At 71.7% G+C, this 19,081-nt stretch carries 18 protein-coding genes and 1 pseudogene; 11 read left to right on the forward strand and 8 right to left on the reverse strand.

From position 1 onward, the window contains the following. Positions 1-42 precede the first annotated feature (42 nt). A complete protein-coding gene (locus V6U90_RS00540) occupies positions 43-1,542 on the reverse strand; it encodes an NYN domain-containing protein (protein WP_334430472.1) in 1,500 nt (499 codons plus the stop codon). A 321-nt stretch (positions 1,543-1,863) separates the two neighbouring features. On the opposite strand from V6U90_RS00540, the gene V6U90_RS00545 reads away from it, so the two are divergent. The 5 genes from V6U90_RS00545 to V6U90_RS00565 all read left to right on the forward strand — a co-directional run bounded on the left by V6U90_RS00545 (position 1,864) and on the right by V6U90_RS00565 (position 7,396). Then, a complete protein-coding gene (locus tag V6U90_RS00545; RefSeq protein ID WP_334430473.1) occupies positions 1,864-3,621 on the forward strand; it encodes a DEDD exonuclease domain-containing protein in 1,758 nt (585 codons plus the stop codon). A gap of 131 nt (positions 3,622-3,752) precedes the next feature. Next, the gene (locus V6U90_RS00550; protein WP_334430855.1) at positions 3,753-5,534 is read left to right on the forward strand and encodes a RelA/SpoT family protein; all 1,782 of its coding nucleotides are present in this window, start codon (positions 3,753-3,755) and stop codon (positions 5,532-5,534) included. A gap of 53 nt (positions 5,535-5,587) precedes the next feature. Continuing rightward, positions 5,588-6,175: an NUDIX hydrolase gene (locus V6U90_RS00555; protein ID WP_334430474.1), complete on the forward strand. Its 588-nt coding sequence runs from the start codon at positions 5,588-5,590 to the stop codon at positions 6,173-6,175. Continuing rightward, on the forward strand, positions 6,172-7,035 hold the full coding sequence (locus V6U90_RS00560; protein WP_334430475.1) for a nucleotidyltransferase family protein: 864 nt from the start codon (positions 6,172-6,174) through the stop codon (positions 7,033-7,035). Before V6U90_RS00555 ends, V6U90_RS00560 begins: the two co-directional genes overlap by 4 nt. Positions 7,036-7,108: 73 nt before the next feature. Beyond that, complete coding sequence (locus V6U90_RS00565; RefSeq protein WP_334430476.1) at positions 7,109-7,396, forward strand: Lrp/AsnC family transcriptional regulator; 288 nt, start codon at positions 7,109-7,111, stop codon at positions 7,394-7,396. 88 nt (positions 7,397-7,484) lie between these two features. Here the strand turns inward: V6U90_RS00565 and V6U90_RS00570 are convergent, their stop codons facing one another. The 5 genes from V6U90_RS00570 to ctaE form a co-directional block, all read right to left on the reverse strand. Further along, on the reverse strand, positions 7,485-8,141 hold the full coding sequence (locus V6U90_RS00570) for a DUF4142 domain-containing protein (protein ID WP_334430478.1): 657 nt from the start codon (positions 8,139-8,141) through the stop codon (positions 7,485-7,487). A gap of 276 nt (positions 8,142-8,417) precedes the next feature. Beyond that, positions 8,418-10,043: a cytochrome bc1 complex cytochrome b subunit gene (gene qcrB, locus V6U90_RS00575; RefSeq protein WP_334430480.1), complete on the reverse strand. Its 1,626-nt coding sequence runs from the start codon at positions 10,041-10,043 to the stop codon at positions 8,418-8,420. Next, a complete protein-coding gene (gene qcrA / locus V6U90_RS00580; RefSeq protein ID WP_334430482.1) occupies positions 10,040-11,131 on the reverse strand; it encodes a cytochrome bc1 complex Rieske iron-sulfur subunit in 1,092 nt (363 codons plus the stop codon). The genes qcrB and qcrA overlap by 4 nt, the downstream gene beginning before the upstream one ends. Then, positions 11,128-11,967, reverse strand: a complete 840-nt coding sequence (qcrC, locus tag V6U90_RS00585; RefSeq protein ID WP_334430484.1) for a cytochrome bc1 complex diheme cytochrome c subunit — start codon at positions 11,965-11,967, stop codon at positions 11,128-11,130. Before qcrC ends, qcrA begins: the two co-directional genes overlap by 4 nt. Before the next feature lie 70 nt (positions 11,968-12,037). Further along, positions 12,038-12,637, reverse strand: coding sequence for an aa3-type cytochrome oxidase subunit III (ctaE, locus tag V6U90_RS00590; protein WP_334430486.1), 600 nt, complete (start codon positions 12,635-12,637; stop codon positions 12,038-12,040). A gap of 165 nt (positions 12,638-12,802) precedes the next feature. On the opposite strand from ctaE, the pseudogene V6U90_RS00595 reads away from it, so the two are divergent. The 4 genes and pseudogenes from V6U90_RS00595 to V6U90_RS00610 form a co-directional block, all read left to right on the forward strand. Beyond that, positions 12,803-13,687 (forward strand): annotated as a pseudogene (locus tag V6U90_RS00595) (cytochrome c oxidase assembly protein); the annotation flags it as partial. Between the two features lie 251 nt (positions 13,688-13,938). Beyond that, entirely contained in the window at positions 13,939-14,334 is a 396-nt protein-coding gene (locus V6U90_RS00600; RefSeq protein ID WP_334430488.1) for a hypothetical protein, read from the forward strand. Positions 14,335-14,405: 71 nt separating this feature from the next. Next, on the forward strand, positions 14,406-15,464 hold the full coding sequence (gene trpD / locus V6U90_RS00605; RefSeq protein WP_334430489.1) for an anthranilate phosphoribosyltransferase: 1,059 nt from the start codon (positions 14,406-14,408) through the stop codon (positions 15,462-15,464). Positions 15,465-15,580: 116 nt separating this feature from the next. Continuing rightward, positions 15,581-15,790 (forward strand): hypothetical protein, encoded by a 210-nt coding sequence (locus V6U90_RS00610; protein WP_334430490.1) that lies wholly within the window; start codon positions 15,581-15,583, stop codon positions 15,788-15,790. Positions 15,791-15,905: 115 nt separating this feature from the next. Here the strand turns inward: V6U90_RS00610 and V6U90_RS00615 are convergent, their stop codons facing one another. Continuing rightward, a complete protein-coding gene (locus tag V6U90_RS00615; RefSeq protein WP_334430492.1) occupies positions 15,906-16,331 on the reverse strand; it encodes a cytochrome c oxidase subunit 4 in 426 nt (141 codons plus the stop codon). Between the two features lie 10 nt (positions 16,332-16,341). Beyond that, complete coding sequence (gene ctaC, locus V6U90_RS00620; protein ID WP_334430494.1) at positions 16,342-17,316, reverse strand: aa3-type cytochrome oxidase subunit II; 975 nt, start codon at positions 17,314-17,316, stop codon at positions 16,342-16,344. Positions 17,317-17,485: 169 nt separating this feature from the next. On the opposite strand from ctaC, the gene V6U90_RS00625 reads away from it, so the two are divergent. Together V6U90_RS00625 and V6U90_RS00630 are read left to right on the forward strand one after the other, a co-directional pair. Then, complete coding sequence (locus V6U90_RS00625) at positions 17,486-18,637, forward strand: cysteine desulfurase family protein (protein ID WP_334430496.1); 1,152 nt, start codon at positions 17,486-17,488, stop codon at positions 18,635-18,637. Positions 18,638-18,708: 71 nt separating this feature from the next. Further along, entirely contained in the window at positions 18,709-18,921 is a 213-nt protein-coding gene (locus V6U90_RS00630; protein ID WP_334430856.1) for a sulfurtransferase TusA family protein, read from the forward strand. Positions 18,922-19,081 lie beyond the last annotated feature (160 nt).

Consider the following 19,081-nt stretch of genomic DNA (forward strand, 5'->3'; position numbering starts at 1 on the left):
TCTGCCGCAACCGGCCCCCTGACCAGGGCGGGAGTCGTCCGGTCAGGACCGGGCCAACCGGCGCAGCAGCGAGTCGGCGCCCAGCGGGTACGCGCCGTGCCGGCGCACCCCGTCGGCCACCTCCCGGTCGGACGAGATCACCACCACCGGCCGCCCGGGTGGTTCGGCGCGGACCAACCGGCGGATCAGCTCGTCGGCGGTCTCCCCCTTGCGGGAGAAGAGCACCCGCACGCCCCGGGGGGCGGGTGGCAGCCCGTGCATCCGTTCCGCGCCGTCGAAGACCACGGTCACCTCGTCCCCGGTCTGCGCGGCGATGCCGCCGAGGCCGCTGATCAACCGCTTGCGCTGCTGCTCCAGCGACATCTCACCGAAGCCGCGCTTGGTCACGTTGTAACCGTCCACCACGAGGTGGGTACGGGGCAGGGCGAGCAGTTCGTCCAGGCGGGCCGGGTCGTCGGTGTCCCGGGCGCGGGCCGAGGAGGTGGTGGTCGGCTGCTCGGCGAACGCCTCGGCGACGAAGTCGGCCGGCCGCCGGTCGGTGGGTTCCAGGGCCAGCTCCCGGCGCAGCCCGACCGCGGCCTGCCCGATGGTCTCCAGCAGCAGCCAGAGCCGGGCGTCGTCGACCGAGCGGGCCTCCTTGGCGTTCTGCCGGGCGACCCCGGCGACGGCCTCCGCCTCGGCCAGCCGGGCGCGTACCCGCCGCAGTTCCGCGTCGTGGTCGGCGGCGGCCCGGTTGGCCCGCCCGCGTTCGGTGGCCAGCAGTTCGGTGGCCCGGCGTTCCCGGGCCTGGGTCTCGCGCAGCGACCGGGCCACTACCCGGGCCTCCTCGCGGAGCTGACCCAGCTCCTCGCGTACCCGGGCCAGCTCGTCGCGGAGCTTGTCGGCCTCGACCCGGGCCACCGCCCGGTCGTGTTCGGCCCGGGTGGCCCGCTGCTCGGCCTCCCGGATCAGTTCCGCCACCACGGCGCTGTCCACCTCGGCCCGGACCGCCGCACCGCTGGCCTCGACGAGATCGCGCCAGCCGGTCGGGCGGGCCAGGTAGCCCAGGGCTGCCACCTCGACCGGGTCGGCGGCGGCCGGCGCCGTCCCCTCGACGACGGCGGCACCCAGTTCCCCCGCCTCGGCGATGACCCGCGAGGCGACCCGCTGCCGGAACAGCGGGTCACCGGCGAGCTGGGTGGCGATCGCCGGGGCGCCCAGTCGGGCCCGCCGGTTGGGAGCGAACTTGGCCACCCGGCGCAGCGGCACCGGCAGCTCGTCGGTGGGCAGGCCGGGGAGTACCGCGGCGGTGAGGGTCACGATCCGCTGCCGGACCGGTTCGGGGAGCGTCGGCTCCGGCTCGGCGTCCCGCCCAACCTCCGCTCCGGCGTCCGATTCGGTGGCCGGCCCGGCGTCCGCCTCGGCGTCCCGCCCGCCGTCGACGTCGGTGCCGTGCGCGGCCTCCGCGCCGACATCCCACATACCGTCCGGGTCGGCGCCCCGCGCGACGTCGACCGACTCCTTCTCAGGAAGGTGGTCGTCGAACGGCTCGGTGAGGGGCATGTGGTAAGTCTCCCACCGGTACCGGGCCCACCGCCGGGTGAGTGAGCCGATCTCTCATCGTAAGCGGATCGTCGCCACTCGCCCCTGCTGGGGTCTTCCTACGGTTAGCGGGCGGGTCGTCCGGATCTGGCGCGGTCCGCGACCCCGTTCGGACATCGACACGATACCGTGCCCCGTGACGGCGGGTCATCCACCGGGGCCGGCGGGTGACCCCGACCCGGCCGCACCACTCGCCGCCCTGGCCCGCCGGTGCCGGTCCACTCCGGTCCGGAGCCGAGGTCGCGGCCGGTGTGTCGTACCGGGACGCTAGCGTGCCCGGCGATGGCCGCACCGGAATACGTCCAGCAGACCCTGGCCGGGCTCGGCACCGCCGGGTCCGGCGGGGTCGACCCGGCACTGCCGCTGTACGCCACCACGTTCGTGGTGGTGGACCTGGAGACCACCGGCGGTCCGCCGGACGGCGGCGGGATCACCGAGATCGGCGCGGTCAAGGTCCGGGGCGGCGAGGAGCTGGGGGTACTGGGCACCCTGGTCAACCCGGGTCAGCCGATCCCGCCGTTCATCACCGTGCTGACCGGGATCACCCAGGCGATGCTGCTGCCCGCGCCACCGATCGAGCAGGTGCTGCCGAGCTTCCTGGAGTTCATCTCCGACGCGGTGCTGGTCGCCCACAACGCCCCCTACGACGTCGGCTTCCTCAAGGCGGCCTGCGCCCGGCACGGCTACCGCTGGCCCAACCCCCGGGTGCTCGACACGGTGACCCTGGCCCGCCGGGTGCTGACCCGCGACGAGGTGCCCAACCACAAGCTCGGTACGCTCGCGGCCCACTTCCGCACCCCGCGCCAGCCGACCCACCGGGCGCTGGCCGACGCCCGGGCCACGGTGGACGTGCTGCACGGACTGATCGCCCGGCTCGGCGGGCACCGGGTGCACACCCTCGGCGACACCATCGAGTTCGCCCGGGCGGTCACCCCGACCCAGCGGCGCAAGCGGCACCTGGCCGAGGGGCTGCCCCGGGTGCCGGGGGTCTACATCTTCCGGGCCGCCGACGACCGGCCGCTCTACGTGGGCACCTCCGGTGACATCGCCACCCGGGTCCGCAGCTACTTCACCGCCGCCGAGAAGCGCGCCCGGATGTCCGAGATGCTCGCCGCCGCGGAGCGGGTCGAGGCGGTCGAGTGCGCACACGCGCTGGAGGCGGAGGTACGCGAGCTGCGGCTGATCGCTGCGCACGCCCCGCCGTACAACCGCCGGTCGAAGTTCCCGGAGCGGGTGCTGTGGCTGAAACTGACCGACGAGCCCTACCCACGGTTGTCGGTGGTCCGCGCGATCGGGCCGGACGACCGGGCGTACCTCGGCCCGTTCGGCTCCCGCCGCGCCGCCGAGCTGGCCGCCGCCGGGTTCCACGACGCGGTGCCGCTGCGCCAGTGCACCCACCGGCTCTCCACCCGCACGGTCACGCCGGCCTGCGCGCTGGCCGAGCTGGGCCGGTGCCCGGCGCCCTGCGAGCACCGGATCACCCCGGAGGAGTACGACGTACGCGCCGCCCGCCCGTTCGCCACCGCCACGACCGCCGACCCGCAGCCGGTGGTCGACGCGCTGCTCGCCCGGATCGAGGCCCTCTCGGACGGTCAGCGCTACGAGGAGGCCGCCGTGGTCCGGTCCCGGTTGGCCGCGGTGCTCCGGGCCACCGTACGGATGCAGCGGCTGGCCGGGTTGACCGGCATCGCCGAGCTGGCCGCCGCCCGGCCGGCCGCCGCCGGTGGCTGGGAGCTGGCGCTGGTCCGGCACGGCCGGCTGGCCGGCGCGGGGGTGTCCCCACCCGGTGTCCACCCACGACGGACGCTGGAGCTGATCCGGGCCACCGCGGAGACCGTCTCCCCCGGCCACGGTCCGGTGCCGGCCGCCACCGCCGAGGAGTCCGAACGCGTCCTGTCCTGGCTGGAGCGTCCGGAGACCCGGCTGGTGGAGATGTCGTCCGGATGGTCCTCCCCGGCCGACGGTGCGGCCCGCTTCCGCGACCTGCTCGCCAGGGCCGAGGGCGCCCCGTCGGCCCAAGTTACGTCCAAACGCCCATGAGCAACTGACCGATCGGACTACGTCGACTCACTTAGGCTGTTAGAGAAGTGCAGTCCTGCCCGTTTCGTGGGCCTGCTCCCGGTTACTCAGATAGACGGGTACCGTGGAGCCGGGGTGAGGAGGTGTCCCAGGTGGACCTCGACGCCGGTCAAGGCGCCGCCCTCGGGGGCGCCCTCCCCACAGGCCTGCCGCTGACCCGCCGGCTGCGGTCCCTGCTCTCCTGGCCTGCGGCGGAGCCCGACCCGGTGAACCACCTGGTCCGCTCGCACCGGGCCATCCACCCGGGCGTCGACCCGTCGGTGCTGCGCCGCGCGTACAAGATCGCGGACAACATGCACCGGGGCCAGTTCCGCAAGAGCGGTGAGCCGTACATCACCCATCCGCTGGCGGTCGCCGAGATCTGCGCCGACCTCGGCATGGACAGCACCACCCTGGTCGCCGCGCTGCTGCACGACACCGTCGAGGACACCCGGTACACCCTGCAGGCCCTCGCCGGGGACTTCGGTCCGGAGGTGGCCCACCTGGTCGACGGGGTGACCAAGTTCGACAAGGCGTTCTACGGCAAGGCGGCCGAAGCCGAGACCATCCGCAAGATGATCATCGCGGCCGGCAAGGACGTCCGGGTGCTCATCATCAAGCTGGCCGACCGGCTGCACAACATGCGCACCCTCGGGGTCCGCTCCGCCGCCTCCCGCAACCGGATCGCCAGCAAGACCCAGGAGGTCCTGGTCCCGCTCTGTGACCGGCTGGGCATCCAGGCCCTCAAGCGGGAGCTGGACGACGTGGTGCTGCTGCACCTGGAGCCCGACGAGTACGCCCGGATCGACCGGCACGTACAGCACCGGCCGGGTTGGCACGAGTACCTGGACGCGGTGGTCGCCACCGCCCGGGGCGCGCTCCGGCGGGACCGGGTCGACGCCGAGGTCAAACCCCGCCCCCGGCACTACTACTCGATCTGGAAGGACACCGTCGCGGGCAGGCACAGCGAGCCGTTCGACCTGCCCCGCATCGTGATCATCGTGGACGGCCCGGCGACCGACTGCTACGCCGCCCTGGGCGCGGTACACGGACTGTGGCGCCCCATCCCGGGCCGGTTCAAGGATTTCATCGCCTCCCCCAAGAACAACCTCTACCGGTCACTGCACACCAGTGTCGCCGGCCCGCAGGGGCGGACCGTCGAGGTGCTGATCCGGACCCAGGACATGCACCGGTCGGCGGAGTACGGCATCGCCGCCGACTTCCGTTTCCCCCGCACCCGGGACCAGCGGTCCGTCCACGCCGAACAACTCGACTGGCTGCGCCGGGTACTCGACTGGGAGCACAAGACGACGGATCCGGCGCAGTTCCTGGAGACGCTCCGCTGCGACCTGACCGAGGCGCAGATCCAGGTCTTCGCCGAGGGCCGACAGGTGGTGCTGCCGGTCGGGGCCACCCCGGTCGACCTCGCCTACGAGCTGGGCCGGGAGCGGGGTGACCGGTGCCTCGCCGCCAAGATCAACGGCCGGCTCGCCCCGCTGGCGTCCCAGCTCGCCGAGGGCGACGTGGTGGAGATCTTCACCGAGAGCGACCCGCAGACCGACGTGGACGTGCGGGTCGCGCCCCGGGGTCCGCGCCGGGAGTGGCTCGACTTCGTGAAGAGCCCGCACGCGCAGATGCAGATCAACCGCTGGTTCGCCGAGCACTCCGAGCCGGGGATCTCCATCGCCGACAAGGTCCGCCTCGGCCGGGCCACCATCGGGCTGGCGCTGCGTAAGCAAAACCGTGGTCTGGCCAGCGATCTGCCACTGTTGCAGCTCTCCGAGGAGCTGGGCTACCCGGACCTGGAGACCATGCTGGTCGCCGTGGTGGACCGCAGCATCGAACCGGACGAGGTGGTCCGGCAGCTCATCGAGCTGGTGGACCAGCGCCCGTGAGGCCGGCCGCCCCGGCTGCCGCGCGACGCCGCCCCGACCTCTAGCCTGGTGTGGTGACCCCCCGCCGCAGTCCCGCCCTCCGCGCCCTGGTCTACCGCGTCTTCTACCGCCTGCCCGTGCCGGTACGCCGCCGGCTGGTCCGGCTGGCCGTACCGAAGTACATCGTGGGGGCGGTCACCCTGGTGCGGGACTCCGAAGCCGGCGGCGCGGGCCGGTTGCTGCTGCTGCGCCAGCCGCCGGGGCACAGTTGGACACTCCCCGCCGGCCTGCTCCAGCGCGGTGAGGCCCCGGTGGTCGGCGCCGCCCGGGAACTGGCCGAGGAGTCCGGGATCCGGTTGTCCCCCGACGCGCTGCGGCCCGCCGTACCGAACGCGGTGGTGCACGCCAAGGGCTGGGTCGACGTGGTCTTCGAGGCATCCGTACCGGCCTCCCGGACCGAGCTGGTGGTGGACGGCGCGGAGGTCTTCGAGGCCGCCTGGCACCCCCTGGACGATCTGCCCCGGCTGAGCCGGGCCACGGCCAACCTGCTCGGGTACTACGGCATCGGGCCGAACGCCGGGCAGCCCGGGGCCGAGCCGGGGACGGGCGGACCGGCAACGACTTCCGGGCCGGAAACCGGGGACAGGGGCACCGCCCGGTGAGCGCAGCGGGCAGCGGGGCGCCCCGGGTCGAGGTCTGCGCGGTGGTCCTCGCCGCCGGCGAGGGCACCCGACTGCGGCCCCTGACCGAGCGGCTACCCAAGGCTCTCTGCCCGGTCGGCAACGTCCCGCTGCTGGACCGGGTACTGGCCCGGCTGGCCGGTCTCGGCCTGACCGGTCCGGAGCGGGTCGCGGTCAACGCCTGCTACCTCGGCGAGCAGGTGGTGCAGCACGTCGGCGGCCGGGCCACCCTGTCGGTCGAGCCGGGTGCGCCGCTGGGTACCTCCGGTGCTCTGGGCAACCTGCGGAACGTCATCGACGGGCGCGGGGTGCTGGTCGGCAACGCCGACGGCTACCTGGCCCACCCGTCGCTCGCCCCCGGCCCGGACATCGCGGCACTGCTCGCCGGCTGGGACGGGGAGACGGTACGCCTGCTCGGGCAGCCCGCCGACAATCCCGGTGAACCCGGCACCTTCTCCGGCCACCGCTTCGCCGGGTTCTCCCTGCTGCCGTGGCGGCTGGTCCGTGGCCTCACCGCCGAACCGGGTGACCTGGTCCGGACGGTGTGGCGACCGGCGGAGGCGGCCGGCACGTTGGAGGTGGTCCCGTTCGACGGCACCTACCTCGACACCGGCACACCGCGCGACTACCTGGCGGCGAACCTGCACGCCGCAGCCGGCGGCAACCTGGTCGGTGCCGGTGCCACGGTCGACGGCCGCTGCACCCGGGCGGTGATCGGCGCGGGCGCGGTGGTGCACGGCGAGGTGACCGACGCGGTGGTCTGGCCGGGCGGGACGGTACACCGGGGCGAGCGGCTATGTCGGGTGATCCGCGCCGGTGTCGACCTGACCGTTGCGGGGTAGATGCGACGTCCTGATCCGGCCGTCCCGATCAACCTCTAGCATGGGCCACGACGTCGACGAGAGGAGTCCCTCGGTGATCACCGCGATCGTGCTGATCGACTGCGCCACCGATTCGATCCCCGAGGTGGCCGAGGCGCTGGCCGCCCTGCCCGGCGTCAGCGAGGTCTACTCCGTCGCCGGCCACGTGGATCTGGTCGCGATGGTGCGGGTCCGCGAGTTCGAGCAGATCGCCAAGGTGATCGCCGGCCGCATCTCCAAGGTCCCCGGCGTGCTCAACACCGAGTCGCACATCGCGTTCCGGGCGTACTCCCAGCACGACCTGGAGGAGGCGTTCGCGATCGGGCTGGCCAGCGCCGACTGAGCAGGGACGGCCCGGCGGGACGACCGGACCGGCAAACGGGTACGTCGTCAGCCCGCGCACCGCAGGCTGACGACGTACCGCCGGTGGATCAGCTACCGTTCGGGGTCGGTACCTCGGTGGGGGTACCACCCGGATCCGGCGACTCAGTGGTGCCACCCGGATCCGGCGTGGTGGTCGTACCACCCGGGCTCGGCGTGGCGCTACCGCTCACCTGCGGGACCGGGATACCCAGGCTCTGGGCCAGGGCCACCAGCGCGTCGTAGTGCGCCTGGAGCACCGGCAGGGCGTCCTGCGCCAGCTGGATCACCGACTGGTCGGAGCCCTGGGAGATCTCGGTCTGCACGGCCTGGATGGCCTGGACGTGACCCGCCAGCTCGGCGGTCACCCACTCGCGGTCGAACTCGGCGCCGTTGACCTTGTTCAGCTGATCGAGCACGGACTGCTCGTCAGCGGTCGGCTTGTCCGGCAGCGTGATGCCCAACGACTGCGCGACGCTCTGGACCGTCTGGTCGACCTGCGTGTGGTCGGTGACGAACCGCTGACCCAGGTCCTTGACCTGCTGGTTCTGCCCCTTCTGCTGGGCCAGGTTACCGGCCTCGATCTCCGCCAGGTTGACCTGGTGGATCGCCTGCACGAACTGGGTGTCCTGGGTCGACGGCTGTACCGCCGCCTGCGCTGCGGCGGCCGGTGCCAGTCCCAGCACCACCAGGGCTGCCAGCAGTCCCAGGCGTTTCATACCCAACATGCTTCCCCCCCTTATTCGTTGGACCGCACGGATACCCGGCTGAGCCGGTTTAACCCCGGCGATCCGCCCCTTCCGGGAACCCCGCGCGGATCGATCATGGAGTTGTCCAGCCCCGCAAAGGTCGCAAAGGGGGTCTTTCCTCCCACCACAACTCCATGATCGGCGGGGCTCGTCGGGGCGGGAGGGGGTGGTGGGAAAAGCGACGTGGCGCCCACCGGGATCGGTGGACGCCACGTCGGCGCATTCTCACGGGTGGGTGCACGCCCACCCGACCGGTCAGTGGCTGGACTTGCCGCTGCCGATCTCCTGCCGCTCGGGACGCGGCTCGACCGGGGGGTGCCCCGGCGAGACCGGCGCCTCGGCCGGCTTCTCGATCGGGTAGAAGAAGCCCTTGATGGCCGGGCCGAGGGCCCCGAGCCGGTTCATCTTCTTCGGTACCACCCAGCCGACGTACTCCAGGCCGTGGCCGTCGTGGCCGTCGACCTTGCTCAGCGGCTGGTGCACCTCCTCGAACCGGCCGTCCGGCAGGCGCCGGATGATGCCGGTCTCCACACCGTGCGCGAGCACCTCCCGGTCGTGCTGCTGGAGACCCAGGCAGAGCCGGTGGGTGAGGTAGTACGCCAGCGGCGGGACGATGAGCAGACCGATCCGGCCCGCCCAGGTCATCGCGTTCAGGCTGATCCGGAACTTGTCCGCGATCACGTCGTTGGCGCCGGAGAGGGTGAGCACGACGTAGAACGACACCGCCATGGCACCGAGCGCGGTCCGGGCCGGAACGTCCCGGGGACGCTGGAGCAGGTGGTGCGTGCCCTTGTCCTTGGTCAGCCGGGCCTCGATGAACGGGTAGAAGATCGGCAGCATGGTCAGGATGCCGGGGAGTACCACCGTCGGCCAGAACAGCGGCGGGATGACGTACCCGTCGCCGATCGGGATGTTGATCTCCCAGGCCGGCATGAGCCGGGTCGACCCGTCCAGGAACATGACGTACCAGTCGGGCTGGCTGGCCGCGGAGACCACCCACGCCTCGTACGGGCCGAAGAGCCAGATCGGGTTGATCTGGAACAGACCACCCATCAGCGCGATGACCCCGAAGACGACCATGAAGAAGCCGCCCTGCTTGAGCGCGTAGCGCGGGAACATCCGCTCGCCGACCACGTTCTCGTTGGTCCGGCCGGGGCCGGGCCACTGGGTGTGCTTCTGCTTGAAGACCAGACCCAGGTGGGCACTGATCAGGGCGACCAGCAGACCCGGGATGAGCAGCACGTGGGCGATGAAGAACCGGCTGATGATGATCTCGCCGGGGAACTCCCCGCCGAACACCGCCGCGGTGGCCCAGGAGCCGATCACCGGGATGGAGAGCATGATCGCCGAGGCGATCCGCAGACCGGTGCCGGAGAGTCCGTCGTCCGGGAGCGAGTAACCGGTGAAGCCGGCCAGGAAGCCGATCCAGAAGAGCAGCGTACCGATGATCCAGTTCGCCTCACGCGGCTTGCGGAACGCGCCGGTGAAGAAGACCCGCATCATGTGCACCACGATGGCCGCCATGAACAGCAGCGCCGACCAGTGGTGCATCTGCCGCATGATCAGACCGCCCCGGACGTCGAACGAGATGTCCAGGCTGGAGGCGTACGCGGCGGACATGTGGGTGCCCCGCAGCGGCGCGTAGCTGCCGTTGTAGGTCACCTCGGTCATCGCCGGCTCGAAGAAGAAGGTCAGGAAGACACCGGTCAGCAGCAGGATCACGAACGAGAAGAGCGCGATCTCGCCGAGCAGGAACGACCAGTGGTCGGGGAAGACCTTGTTGAGCAGGCGGCGCAGCGGGGTGGCCACCTGGAACCGGTCGTCGACCCCGATGGCGGCCTTGCCGGGGAGGGCCCCCACATCTACCTTTCGGCGCTTCACGGCCGCTCCCAGAAGTCTGGTCCGACAGTCTCGGTGAAGTCGGACTTGGCCACGAAGAATCCCTCGTCGTCCACCTCGATCGGCAGCTGGGGCAACCGACGGCTGGCGGGGCCGAAGACGGGCTTGGCGTTGTCGGTGATCAGGAACTGCGACTGGTGGCACGGGCAGAGCAGCCGGTTGGTCTGCTGCTCGTAGAGGCTGGCCGGGCAACCCGCGTGGGTGCAGATCTTGGAGAACGCGGTGTAGTTGCCCCACATGTAGCCCTCGTGCCCGACCTTGGCGTTGGCCTGCCGGGCGCTCTGCGCATCCGACTCGCGCAGGTGGATCAGCAGGGTCGGCGAGTCGGCGTGCCGGTTGCTCACCCCGTGCGGGATGCCGGGGAAGACGGTGATCTGACCGCCGGCGCTGACCTCCTCCGGCCGGACCGGGGTGCCGTCCTCGCGGACCAGCCGGATCAGCTCGCCGTTGTGCGGGGCGAAGCCGGTGGTGAACATCTGGTTGTTCTTGTGCGGCTGGTTGATCAGGCCGCCGAGCAGCGGTGCGGCCGCGACCGCACCGACCGGCGCGAGACCGGCGAGCAGCGAGATACCCAGCAGCGGGCGGCGCTTCACGCCCAACTCGTCAGCCATGTAGAGCATGGTGTTACCGACGATCTTGCGGTCCTCGTCGGAGGTGTGGACCAGGTGCCGGTCCTGGATCGACACCTCCTTGGGCAGGAGCTTCTTGCCCCAGGTCAGGATGCCGAAGCCGACGAAGAGCAGCGCGAGACCGAGGGTCAGACCGAGCAGCGGGGTGTAGAACTTGTCCGCGCCCGCCCCGGCCTCGTACTTCCACGGCCACCAGATGTAGATCACCAGGAACGCGGTGGCCGCGAGCCCGGTCAGCAGGAACATGCCGGCGACCGTCCGGGTCATCCGCCGCTCGGCCTTCGTGCCGGCCACCGGGAACTGCGGCTCGTAGTGGACGATCTCGATGTCGTCCCGACGGGCACCTTCCTGGACGATCTGGAACCGGGTCAGCTTCGGGTCGTCGATGTCGAACGCCGCACGGTCCGTGCCGTTGGCGGCGCTGTCGGTGTGGGTGCTCATGACTTACCCGCAATCCACAGGCTGGCGAAGACGAGCGCGACGATGCCGACCAGGAAGATGGCCAGCCCCTCGGTGGAGGGCCCGTACCGGCCCAGGTTGAAACCGCCCGGGTCCCGGTCGTGCTTCAGCGTCTCCTGGATGTAGGCGATGATGTCGGCCTTCTGCTCCGGACGGAGCTGGTTGTCACCGAAGACCGGCATGTTCTGCGGCCCGCTGAGCATCGCCGCGTAGATCTGCCGGTCGGTCGCCGGGTTCAGGCTCGGGGCGAACTTGCCCGACGACAGGGCACCGCCGCCACCGCCGAACGCGTGGCAGGACGAGCAGTTGATCCGGAAGAGCGCGCCACCGGCGGCCACGTCACCCTCGGAGGAGAGGTCGTTGCCGGCGGGGACCTGCGGACCCCCGCCGAGTTCCTGCACGTACTGCCCGAGCTGGCGGACCTCGTCGCTGGTGAAGACCCGCGGCTTCCGCTCGGCCTGCGCCTCCTGCCGGGCCATCGGCATCCGACCGGTGCCGACCTGGAACTCCACCGACGCGGCGCCGACCCCGACGAGACTCGGCCCACGACCCTCGATCCCCTGCGCGTTGCGGCCGTGGCAGGAGATGCAGCTCACGTCGAACAGCGCCTTGCCCTCGGCGGCGGCACCGGACAACTGCGGGGTGTCCTGCGCCTGCAGCCCAGGCGCGAAGACGGTATAGGCGCCACCGGCCAGCATCAGCGCGGCGAGCAGGCGTACCGCGGCACCCAGCCGGCGGCGGCCCCTGCTGCGCGCTGCGGCGCGCCGGCGCAACCGCGCGAGCACACCGCGATGGCGGTCAGGGGTGTCAGAAGTCATGGCCTGTGTCCTTCGGTTTCTGGACCTTGTCTCAGGGACTTGAAGCAGCGGGGGCTAGGTGACGCCAAGATCACTGGAGCCAGTAGATCATGCCGTAGAGGCCGATCCACACGACGTCGACGAAGTGCCAGTAGTACGAAACGACGATCGCCGCGGTGGCCTGAGCCGGGGTGAACCGGCCCATGGTGGTACGGATCATGAAGACGACGAAGGCGACGAGACCGCCGGTCACGTGCAGGCCGTGGAAGCCGGTGGTCAGGTAGAACATCGACCCGTACCCGTCGGCGTTGATCTTGATGCCCTCGTGGACCAGCTCGCGGTACTCGTTGACCTGACCGAGCACGAAGATCAGGCCCATCACGAAGGTGATCGTGAACCAGCGCCGCAGGGCGTGGACGTCACCCTTCTCCGCCGCGAACACGCCGAGCTGGCAGGTCACCGAGGACGCCACCAGGATCACCGTGAAGGTGGTGGCGTAGGGGATGTTCAGTGCCTCGGTGTGTTCCGCCCACTGCTCCGGGGCCGCTGCGCGGATGGAGAAGTACATCGCGAACAGCGCCGCGAAGAACATGAGTTCGCTGGAGAGCCACACGATCGTCCCGACGCTGACCATGTTGGGTCGGGTCAGCGAGTGGATCCGGCTCTTGTCAATGGCTGGGGCCGCAGTCACGCGGTCATTATTGCCCCTGACCGGCGCCGCCGATCGGCGGGGTGGCAATCCAGTGGCATTCCCGGGCCGGCGGAGCTGCCCGGGTTAACCTGGCATAGCCTGAAAAGCGTGCTGCACCTCGATCCGTACCCCACCGACGGCCTCCACCCTGCGGGCGGTCCGGCGATCCTGGCATCGGGCGGCGAGGTCCCGCCCCCGTTCAGCGTCACCACCGTCGTGACCGAGGCCAGCCTGGACAACTGGTTGGCCGTGGGTCTGGTGGTCGCCGCCGGGCTCTACCTGTACGGCGTACACCGGTTGCGGTTGCGGGGTGACCGCTGGCCGGTGCTGCGGACGGTGTTCTTCCTCGGCCCCGGCCTCGGTGGCATCGCCGCGGTGACCGTCTCCGGGCTCGGCGCCTACGACACCACCCTGCTCTCGGTGCACATGGTGCAGCACATGGTGCTGTCGATGGTGGCCCCGATCTTCCTGGCCCTGGGCGCCCCGGTGACCCTGGCGCTGCGCACCCTGCCGATCCGACCCCGTCGGGTGCTGCTCGCCGTGGTGCACAGCCGGTACGCCCGGGTGGTCGCCTTCCCGCTCACCGCGTTCGCGATCTTCGTGGTGAACCCGTTCGTGCTCTACTTCACCGACCTCTACCGGCTGACGCTGGAGAACTCCTTCGCGCACGAGCTGGTACACCTGCACTTCATCATGACCGGCTGCCTGTTCTTCTGGCCGCTGGTCGGGCTCGACCCCCTGCCGGGCCGCTGGCCGTACCCGGCCCGGGCGCTGCTGATGGTGCTCTCGGTGCCGTTCCACACCGTGCTGGGGCTCACCATCATGGAGAGCAGCACGCTCTTCGGCGGCGACTGGTACCCGTCGCTGGGGCTGGACTGGGCCGACCCGTGGACCGACCAGGAGGTCGCCGGCGGCATCCTCTGGGCGGGCGGGGAGTTCGTCAGCATCACCATGCTGGGCGTGCTGGTGGCGCAGTGGATCCGCCAGGCGGAACGGGAGGCCCGGCGGATCGACCGTGACCTGGACCGCCAGGAGGCCCGGCAGGAGGCCCTGGCCCGGCAGGAGGCCCTGGACCGGCAGGAGGCCCTGGACCGGCAGGAGGCCCTGGACCGGCAGGAGGCCCGGCAGCGGGCCGCCGAACCGGCCGCCCGATCCGGCGCCGAGGTGACCGGACCGGCCGGGTGACGGCCGTGACAACCCGACCGGCAGCACCGGATGACGCCGATCACGGCCCCGGATCGGCTCCGGCGGGACGACCGGTACGATCAGCGGGCAGCTACGACGTGGGAGCCTTGCGACCGATGAGCGATCGTCTTTACACCGTCCTGCTCTACAGCGACGACCCGCAGGTGCGTGACCGGATGCGGCTCGCCGTCGGCACCCGGCCCGCCGCCGACCTCCGGGTCGAGTTCGTCGAGGCGTCGAACTACGCCGAGTGCGTCCGCCTGGTCGACGACTACGAGATCGCCCTGATGCTGCTCGACGGTGAGGCGACCCCCGGTGGTGGGATCGGCATCGCCCGGCAGATCAAGGACGACCGGGACGACGCCCCGCCGACCTGCGTGGTCATCGCCCGGGCCGCGGACCGCTGGCTCGCGTCGTACGCCGAGGTCGACGCCACCCTCATGCATCCGCTCGACCCGGTAACCACCGGTCAGGCCATCGCCGAGCTGCTGCGCACCCACGCGACCGCCTGAGGCACCACCGGCCCCGGCGCCGGTAGCCCGTCGCGCCCGTCCACGATCCACCCTCGTACGGGAGGCCCACCATGGGCGAACGGACCTGGCCGAGCCTGCTCGCCGCGCTGCTGCGGGCCGAGGAGCTCTCCACCGCCGACACCGCGTGGGCGATGGGCGAGATCATGGCGGGCTCCGCCACCCCGGCCCAGATCGCCGGTTTCGTGGTGGCGCTGCGCGCCCGGGGCGAGACCTCGGCGGAGCTGGCCGGGCTGGTGGAGGCCATGCTGGCCAACGCGGTACCGGTGGAGCTGCCCGAGGAGCTGCGGGCGACCGCACTCGACGTGGTCGGTACCGGCGGTGACCTCGCCCACACGGTCAACATCTCCACGATGACCGCCCTGGTGGTGGCCGGGGCCGGGGTCCGGGTGGTCAAGCACGGCAACCGGGCCGCGTCGTCGTCCTGCGGTACCGCCGATCTGCTGGAGTTCCTCGGTGTCCCGCTCGACCTCGGTCCGGTCGGGGTGGCCCACTGCGTCGCCGAGGCGGGCATCGGGTTCTGCTTCGCCGCCCGGTTCCACCCCGGCATGCGGCACGCCGGGCCGGTCCGGCGTGAGCTGGGCGTGCCGTCCGCGTTCAACTTCCTCGGCCCGCTGACCAACCCGGCCCGGCCCCGGGCGGGTGCGGTCGGCTGCTTCGACTCCCGGATGGCACCGGTGATGGCCGACGTCTTCGCCGCCCGGGGCGACTCGGTGCTGGTGATGCGGGGTGAGGACGGTCTCGACGAGTTCAGCACCGCCGCCCCCACCCGGTTCTGGGTGGCCGCCCAGGGGTCCGTCCGGGAGTGTGTCGTGGACGCGGTGGACCTCGGTGTCCCCCGGGCCACCCTGGCCGACCTGCGGGGCGGGGACGCGGCGTACAACGCCGGCGTGGCCCACCGGCTGCTCGCCGGTGAACGGGGCCCGGTCCGGGACGCGGTACTGGTCAACGCGGCCGCCGCGCTGGCCACCCAGGGGCCGCTCGACGGCGATCTGGCCGAGGCGATCCGCGCCGGTCTGGACCGGGCCGCCGAGTCGATCGACTCGGGTGCGGCAGCCCGGGCGTTGGCAGGCTGGATCGCGACGGCGCAGGCCGCCCGCACCATGGACTGATCTTCCCCGGCAGGCGTACCCGGCACCCCGGGTGGGACGCCCGTGCCCGGTGTCCACCAGCGGCCATGCGAAACTACACGCTGGTAATTCCGCTGGCACCCGGGAGGAGACACGACATGGGTGACCGCGAACTCTACTGCGACGGCTGCGACGCCGATATGCCGTTCGAAATGCCACCGTGCCAGGACGGGCACGGCGACGACTGCCCCGAACTGGTCTGCACCGGTTGCGGTGCCGCGCTGCTGATCGCCACCTTCCCGCCGGTCCGGACGGCCCGGAGCACACTCCGGCGTGGCGACGCCGTCCGCAGGCACCGGGCGGCCTGACGGCTCAGCCGTCCCGGCGGTACAGCGGTCGCCGCACCACGATGACGAAGAGCCGGTGCCCCCACGATCGGGGCACCGGCTCTTCGGTGTATGTATGTGTCCTGCTGCCGGCAGGTCAGTGCTCGGCGGTCCGCCGGGTGCCGGAGTAGTACTCGAAGAGCAGGCCACAGGCGGCGAAGATCACCGCGACCAGACCGAGACCGAGCAGCCAGAACTGCCAGAACACCAGGCCCAGGCCGGCGATCGTCGCCGACAGCGCCAGACCGAACGGCCAGTAGCTGCCCGGGCTGAAGAAGCCGATCTCACCGGCGCCGTCGGCGATCTCGCCGTCCGGCCGGTCCTCCGGCCGCAGGTCGATCCGGCGGGAGACGAACCAGAAGAAGCCGCCGCACATGGCGCAGAGCAGGAACGACAGGCCGAGTGCCACGGTGCCGACCCACTCCACCCGGTCGCTCGCCCCGGCCGTCCAGCCGGCGTAGACGAGCGTGATGAAGAGCAGGAACCCGGCGACGACGCCGAAGATCTTCCACTCAGTCTTCATGCCGGATCCCTCAGCTTCCCGAGCCGGCCGGAGCGCTGTCCGGGTTGAAGTTGCTTTCCGTACGGCGGGTCTCGAACGGGAAGGTCGTCTCGGCGAGCGGCTTCTCACCGATCGACTCCAGGGCCTCCTGGGTGGACTTCCCGGCCCGCTTGGCGGCGAGGAACTGGTCGTACTTCTCCGGCGAGACGACCCGCAGCTCGAAGTTCATCATCGAGTGGTACGTGCCGCACAGCTCGGCGCACCGGCCGACGAACGCGCCCTCGGTGGTCAACTCGGAGACCTCGAAGACGTTCCGGACCTTGCCGGGGAAGACGTCCCGCTTGAACAGCATCTCCGGCACCCAGAAGGAGTGGATGACGTCCTTGCTGGTCTCCTCGAAGCGGATGCTCCGGCCGGTCGGCAGCACCAGGACCGGGATCACCTCGGTGGTGCCGAGGGTGGAGGCGACCGTGTTGGCTTCCGGGCCGACCCCGTCGCGGTAGTTGAACTGCCAGTTCCACTTGAAGGCGACGACCTCGACGGTGACGTCCGGGTTCTTGGTGACCCGGTCGACGTCGGTCTGCACGATCGCCGTGTAGTAGAAGAGGACCGACACGATCAGGATCGGCGCGATGGTGTAGAGGAACTCCATCGGCATGTTGAACCGGGTCTGCACCGGCAGCTCGTTACCGCGCTTGCGGTAGCGGATGACGCACCAGAAGATCAGGCCCCAGACGAAGACGCCGACCGCGAGCGCGGCGATCGTCGACGCGATCCAGAGGTCGTACATCCGGGTCGCCTCCGGCGAGATGCCGCCCTGCGGCCAGCCGAAGCCACCGAAGGCCGCACCGACGTCACAGCCGGTGAGCAGGAACAGCAATGCCGTCCCCCCGACACCGAGCCCGGCGAGTCGACCCGCACCACGCCGCCGGCCGCGCCCACCGGCCTGCGGGGAAGCGCTGTGCCGTACGGCCGACGGCCGTACATCCGAACTCCTTGCGACCACCTGGTCCTGCCTCCCTAGCGCGCCGCCGGCATCCGTTGATCAGCTCCGGCGGCAAAGGCGTCACCGACGGTCGCAGATTACTCGACCATGCCGGGCTGGACGGCCTTGGGGTGGCGTCTCCGCCCCATTGGGGGATCTTGAGCGTCAGGTGCACGCTACCGTTCCATCCGTGAACGTTCCCGGTGTCTACCTGGACGCGGCGAGCGCCGCGCCGCTGCACCCCGTGGCCCGGCAGGCGCTGCTGGCCGCCCTCGACGACGGCTGGGCCGATCCCGGCCGGCTGTACCGCCAGGCCCGCCGGGCCCGCCAGCTCCTCGACGCGGCCCGGGCCGCGACCGCCGAGACACTCGGGGTACGCCCGGACGAGGTCTCCTTCACCGGCAGCGGCACGACCGCCGCGCACGCGGCCGTGCTGGGCGGGCTCGCCGGTCGCCGCCGCGCCGGGGGCACCCTGGTGCACTCGGCGATCGAACACTCGGCGGTCCTGCACGCGGCGCAACGGCACGTCGCCGCTGGTGGCTCGGCGGTACCGGTGCCGGTCGACCGGCTCGGCCGGCTCGATCTGCCATCCTGGGAGGCGGCGGTCCGGTCGCCCGGGGTGGCGCTGGCCGCGCTGATCAGCGCCAGTCACGAGGTGGGCACCGTGCAACCGGTGGCGCAGGCCGCGCAGGCGTGCCGCACGGCGGGTGTACCGCTGTACGTCGACGCCGCCCAGTCGGTCGGCCGGGTACCCGTCCCCCCGGGCTGGTCGGTGCTGAGCGCGAGCGCGCACAAGTGGGGTGGACCGCCGGGGGTGGGGTTGCTGGTGGTCCGGAAGGGCACCCGGTGGGAGTCGCCCTACCCGGCGGACGACCGGGAGGACGGACGTGCCCCGGGGGTGCTGAACCTGCCCGCGGTGGTCGCGGCGGCGGCGGCGCTGCGCGCGGTGGCGGCGGAGGCCGTGGCCGAGGCCCGCCGGCTGGCGCCGCTGGTGGACCGGATCCGGTCGACGGTGCCGGCGAGCGTGCCGGACGTGGAGGTGGTCGGCGACCCGGTGGACCGCCTCCCGCACCTGGTCACCTTCTCCTGCCTGTACGTCGACGGCGAGACCCTGCTGCACGCGCTGGACCGGCGCGGTTTCGCCGTCTCGTCCGGCTCGTCGTGCACCTCGTCGACGCTGCGTCCGTCGCACGTGCTGGAGGCGATGGGGGTGCTCTCCCACGGCAACGTGCGGATCTCCCTGCACCGGGAGACCACCGAGGCGGAGGTGAACCGGTTCCTCGACGAGCTGCCGGGGATCGTCGGACAACTCCGCGCCGAGGCAGGGGTGGTGGGACTGTGACCGCCGACGCCGTACCCGGTGGACCCGGTGGGCCTGGTGGGCCTGGTGGACCTGCGGGGCCGGCCGAGACGCTGGACTGCCGGGGCCAACGCTGCCCGCTGCCGGTGATCGCGCTCGCCCGCCGGCTGCCGGAGGTGCCGGTCGGCGCGATCGTCCGGGTACTCGCCGACGACCCGGCGGCGGCCAACGACATCCCGGCCTGGTGCCGGATGCGCGGGCAGGAGTTCGTCGGTGCGCCGGAGCTGGTCGGGGGACCCGCCTTCGACATCCGCCGGATTCACTGACCTCGGCTGACCTGCCCCGGAGCCCGACGCGCAGCTCGCCGGAGCCACCGCCGGTCCTGGAGCGGAACAGCACCTGTGCGCACCATCCGCCCGGGACCGGGCAAAGGGAGCGCGCACCATCCGCCCGGGACCGGGCGGACAGCGTGCCGACAGGATGCAG

Source organism: Micromonospora sp. CPCC 206060, from assembly GCF_036906895.1.
Taxonomy (GTDB): Bacteria; Actinomycetota; Actinomycetes; order Mycobacteriales; family Micromonosporaceae; genus Micromonospora.

Excerpts from the sequence above, each read along its gene's own strand:
- V6U90_RS00540 (WP_334430472.1), bottom strand. The coding sequence starts at position 1,542 with ATGCCCCTCACCGAGCCGTTCGACGACCACCTTCCTGAGAAGGAGTCG.
- V6U90_RS00545 (WP_334430473.1), top strand. The coding sequence starts at position 1,864 with ATGGCCGCACCGGAATACGTCCAGCAGACCCTGGCCGGGCTCGGCACC.
- V6U90_RS00570 (WP_334430478.1), bottom strand. The coding sequence starts at position 8,141 with ATGTTGGGTATGAAACGCCTGGGACTGCTGGCAGCCCTGGTGGTGCTG.
- qcrA (WP_334430482.1), bottom strand. The coding sequence starts at position 11,131 with ATGAGCACCCACACCGACAGCGCCGCCAACGGCACGGACCGTGCGGCG.
- qcrC (WP_334430484.1), bottom strand. The coding sequence starts at position 11,967 with ATGACTTCTGACACCCCTGACCGCCATCGCGGTGTGCTCGCGCGGTTG.
- V6U90_RS00600 (WP_334430488.1), top strand. The coding sequence starts at position 13,939 with ATGAGCGATCGTCTTTACACCGTCCTGCTCTACAGCGACGACCCGCAG.
- trpD (WP_334430489.1), top strand. The coding sequence starts at position 14,406 with ATGGGCGAACGGACCTGGCCGAGCCTGCTCGCCGCGCTGCTGCGGGCC.
- V6U90_RS00610 (WP_334430490.1), top strand. The coding sequence starts at position 15,581 with ATGGGTGACCGCGAACTCTACTGCGACGGCTGCGACGCCGATATGCCG.
- V6U90_RS00615 (WP_334430492.1), bottom strand. The coding sequence starts at position 16,331 with ATGAAGACTGAGTGGAAGATCTTCGGCGTCGTCGCCGGGTTCCTGCTC.